The 2,876-nt window shown below is 38.5% G+C and carries 2 protein-coding genes and 2 tRNA genes; all 4 read right to left on the reverse strand.

The window, feature by feature from the left end; genetic code table 11:
* Positions 1-778: sigma-54-dependent Fis family transcriptional regulator (locus ENL20_12855; protein ID HHE39440.1), on the reverse strand; the 778-nt coding region annotated here is incomplete at its 3' end.
* 142 nt (positions 779-920) lie between these two features.
* Positions 921-2,093: a divergent polysaccharide deacetylase family protein gene (locus ENL20_12860; protein HHE39441.1), complete on the reverse strand. Its 1,173-nt coding sequence runs from the start codon at positions 2,091-2,093 to the stop codon at positions 921-923.
* Positions 2,094-2,279: 186 nt separating this feature from the next.
* Positions 2,280-2,352: transfer RNA gene (locus tag ENL20_12865), tRNA-Val, on the reverse strand.
* Between the two features lie 118 nt (positions 2,353-2,470).
* Positions 2,471-2,548 (reverse strand) — tRNA-Pro (locus ENL20_12870).
* Positions 2,549-2,876 lie beyond the last annotated feature (328 nt).

The following is a 2,876-nucleotide window of genomic DNA, read 5'->3' on the forward strand; positions in this document are numbered from 1 at the left end:
CTTCGATAGCTCGTAAAAGATTTGCTTGAGCTTCCAGGGGAAGATTAGTTAATTCATCGAGGAACAAGGTCCCTTCATCAGCTTGTTCAAATTTTCCGATTTTCTGGGAATATGATCCTGTGAATGCTCCTTTTTCATGTCCGAAAAGTTCGCTTTCAACCAGAGTATCAGGAATCGCTCCGCAATCGATAGCAATGAAAGGCTTCTTCTTGCGCAGGCTTTTATGATGGATCATCCGGGCAATAACTTCTTTGCCGGTACCGCTTTTACCTTGAATGATCACACTCATATTCGTGGGAGAGATGAGTTCGACCTGTTTTATTACTTTCTTGATGACATCACTTTTGCCCATCGTCTTTTCGATTTCACCTTTTTCCGTTAATTGTTTTCTCAAACTATCCACTTCTTTACTCAAATATCTGGTATTAAGAGCTTTAGAAATTATCAGGCTCAATTCCTCGTTATCGAAAGGTTTGGTTACATAATCATGAGCTCCGAGTTTCATTGCCTGGACTGCACTTTTAACATCGCCAAAAGCAGTGATCATAATGACAATTATATCTTTATCGATCTTCCTGACTTTTTCCAGGATCTGCAATCCATCCATTCCGGGTAACCTGATATCAAGTAAAACCAGATCTGGTTCGTTCCTTTTGACGATCTCGATTGCCCGGTTACCATTTCCGGCTGAAAAAATTTCATATCCTTCTTCTCTTAATATATTGGAAAGAAGAAACTGCATATCTTTGTTATCATCGACTATTAATATCTTTCCCATGATTTTTTCCTTATTCTTTGTCATTCCGGGATTTCTTTCACCGGCATCTATCGAGGAATCTTCAACCTCGAACAGGATTTTCCCAATAAAATTACTGATTCTTCGGAAGAGAAGATGAAAGAGTACTTAGAATGATATTCTTTCATAAAATATCCGGTAAATCAGTTTTAAAAAAACTGGAAACAGGTACTAATTCATAATTCATGTTTTTTATTTTAACCAGGAATTTTTTCAAATATTCAAGTTTTTTCCTGCTCGTACAATGTGTGATCAGCAGAACTTTATTTTTTTTCAGATTTTGTAATTTTCGAATCTTCTTCGCCAGAGTTTCATCCGTGATATCCGGAGTATCGAGGAAAAAATCATTATCAAAAGAAGGTACCATCATGCGTTGAGCAGTATCATACGCTATGGACGAGGAAGTCGTATGACTGTCGATGAAATACATATCATGTTTTTTCAAGACATCCAGAACGACGGTCATAACTTCTTTATCAGCGGTTGCCAGCGATCCCATGTGATTATTCGCACCCACGCAAAGAGGAAGTTCCTTAATGAAATGTTCCATTCTCTTCCGGATCTCTTTTTTAGATAAATGCACAAAAATGGCATTATCACCGGGATCATTCCTGGGATAATTGATCGGTTCCATGGGAATATGGATCATAGTTTCATGACCGGATGTATTTGCCTTATTCATTGCCTTTTCTGAAAAATTCAAATCAGGCAGGATGGCAAAAGTAATATTCTTATCAAGAGCACAGAAATCTTCCAGCAATTTTCCACCGGAATACCCGAAATCATCGATCACAATTGCTAATTTGGTTTTTTCCTGCTGATAAACATTCGCTTGAGCATAATACAGTTTGATCTTGTATTCCTGTTTATTTTCAGGATCGTAGATCTCCAGAATCTGCATAGAACCGCTGTAAAGTTCTTTCCCAGTGCGTATTTTACCTCCGATCAACTCGACCTGTCCGGTGATGATCATATTCGCATAGTTCAGATCCATTTCTGCTTTATTGAGAGCCATGGAAATATTGATAATATCGTCTTTGATCCTGGTCTTGAAAAGGTTTTCCGGTACTCCCAACAAGGTTCTTGCATGATCGAGGGCATCGAGAACAGTGTCCTTTTTTTCCAACTTCTTAACATCTATTCTGGTTTCTTCCTTTTCAGGATAGGAAGTAACCCGGAGACGACTACTAAAGAAATAATACAAGCCGAATAGGACGATCAAGGTGAACAGGAAGATGTAGATCGTCTTTTTCGACTCTTTCTTTTTCTTTCTGGGTTTTCTTCTTTTTTTCGGCATTTTTCCTCAAATTTTGGTTGAATGACAATTTATACCGTTTTCCAGTCAAGCAAATAATTTCAGATCAGCGATTCAGCTGAATAATAACTATTTTCCTGATTTCTTCCCTCTCTTCTCCAGAAAGGGAACAAGGCTGAACTTGTCATAATAAAAAAACCGGTCTGAAAACTCAAACCGGTTCTTAAATGGGCGCTGAGGGACTTGAACCCCCGACCACCTGCTTGTAAGGCAGGCGCTCTCCCAACTGAGCTAAGCGCCCGAAACTCTAAAAGGAAATTTTTCTAATATACTTTCCCTGTTAAATCTTTTTTATTAACCTTCTTTAATTCTCTCCGGCAGCTGCTGGAGAGATAAAGCGGATTTTTTGATAATTTATCTGATCGGGGCGAGAGGATTCGAACCTCCGACTCCTGGTTCCCAAAACCAGTGCGCTAACCGGACTGCGCTACGCCCCGAAGATTTAAGAAATGCAAACAAAAAAACGGTGTTTCCTGAGTCAAGGATTTTTTCTTTGCTTTTTTCACCACCAAGACACTAAGGTACAAAGGAACACAGAATCGCACCGAAGGACTTGAAATGCACGAATGAAAATAAAATTGGACTCGACTTCAAAGCGAAGCGTGGAGTTGAGAACAATTTTATCAAGCCAAGCGTGGAGTTGAGAACAATTTTATCAGAATCAGATAATCAAATAAATCCCAAATTTCAATAAACAAATCTCAAATAAAATCCAAACCACAAATCTAAAATTCAAAAAACAAGAAAACATAGATAAAGTTGGAC

It is taken from the genome of Candidatus Cloacimonadota bacterium, assembly GCA_011372345.1.
Taxonomy (GTDB): Bacteria; Cloacimonadota; Cloacimonadia; order Cloacimonadales; family TCS61; genus DRTC01.

Excerpts from the sequence above, each read along its gene's own strand:
- ENL20_12860 (HHE39441.1), bottom strand. The coding sequence starts at position 2,093 with ATGCCGAAAAAAAGAAGAAAACCCAGAAAGAAAAAGAAAGAGTCGAAA.